This is a genomic window from Vibrio sp. 2134-1 (genome assembly GCF_033339495.1).
On sequence record NZ_JAWOUS010000129.1, the window covers coordinates 1 to 1,098 of the forward strand.

The 1,098-nt window shown below is 46.2% G+C and carries 1 protein-coding gene; it reads right to left on the reverse strand.

What is annotated here, in order from left to right; all coding sequences use genetic code 11:
* On the reverse strand, positions 1 to 962 hold a 962-nt coding region (locus R7R78_RS24380; protein ID WP_225474406.1), incomplete at its 3' end, for a class I adenylate cyclase.
* Between the last annotated feature and the right edge of the window lie 136 nt (positions 963 to 1,098).

Below are 1,098 nucleotides of genomic sequence, written 5' to 3' on the forward strand. Positions count from 1 at the left end.
TCCAAACGTGTATCGTCTTGGATTCGCTCTAAATAGCGCGTAACTTTTTCCAACATTAAGTAGTATGCGTCCATGCCATAGAGATCTGGCTCATGGGCAAAGAATCGACGCTTGGTATCAATACTTAACAGTTGTGTGTGCGGGTATTCCCACGAGTAAGCTTCTAGCAGAATGGCTTTTAATACCGATTTGTATGGCGAATCGATACTTTTGTACAGTTGCCACAAGTTCGAACCAAAGTATTCTTCGGCAGGAATGCGGTTCAACTTACCAAAATCGATCCACTCGCTACAGTCGATGTAGCCATCGCTGCACAATTGAGAAACGTACTCGTCGTAACACTCTTCCATTTCTGGTGGCACAATTTGCCATAACAGACGCTGGCCAGCGATACGTACTGCACTGCGATAGAACTCATCAAGCAAAAGCAAGTGCTGTGAGGAACCGCAGTTGTCACCCGTCATCTCTTCAGAATGGTTACTTCTAAAACGCTCTTCATCCATCAAGAAGAAGTTCGCTTCCACCCCTTGGCTTTGCGCCCAATCGGTGATCAGCAAACATTTGTTGGTGAGCAGTTCACGTTCGTCGCAATCCATCTCTGGCGAAATACATACCCAAATGTCTAAATCGCTGGAAGTGCTTTGACCAATCGATGACGTACTACCCATGGTATATAAGCCCAAGATCGCTGGCTTTTCTGCCGTCTTGAGTGGCTGACCAATGGCGAGTTGTATGTCGTCGATGAATTGCTGTTGGATAGGATTGAGTTCAAGCCCGTGTACGCCGTACGGAACGTCAGCGTCGTAGTAGCCCGGAATGACTGGGTGATTGTAGTTCAGTAAGGCAGGAATCAAGTGGAAAACTTGCTGGCTTTGCGAATCCATAAGCGCCAGCGCGCGATCGATACGCTGCTGGTTCAAATTGTCTAATCGCTGAATGATGGTATAGGTGTAAGCCTGCAAGGGTAATTCCTTGGTTGAACAATCACGGACATCTGCTGATGTTTTAAACCAAAATGGCTTAAAAACGTGATCAATTTAACACTTTCATTGGAGTTGGTAAAGTTTTCCACCCGTAATTCGCACCGGACGTAAAACC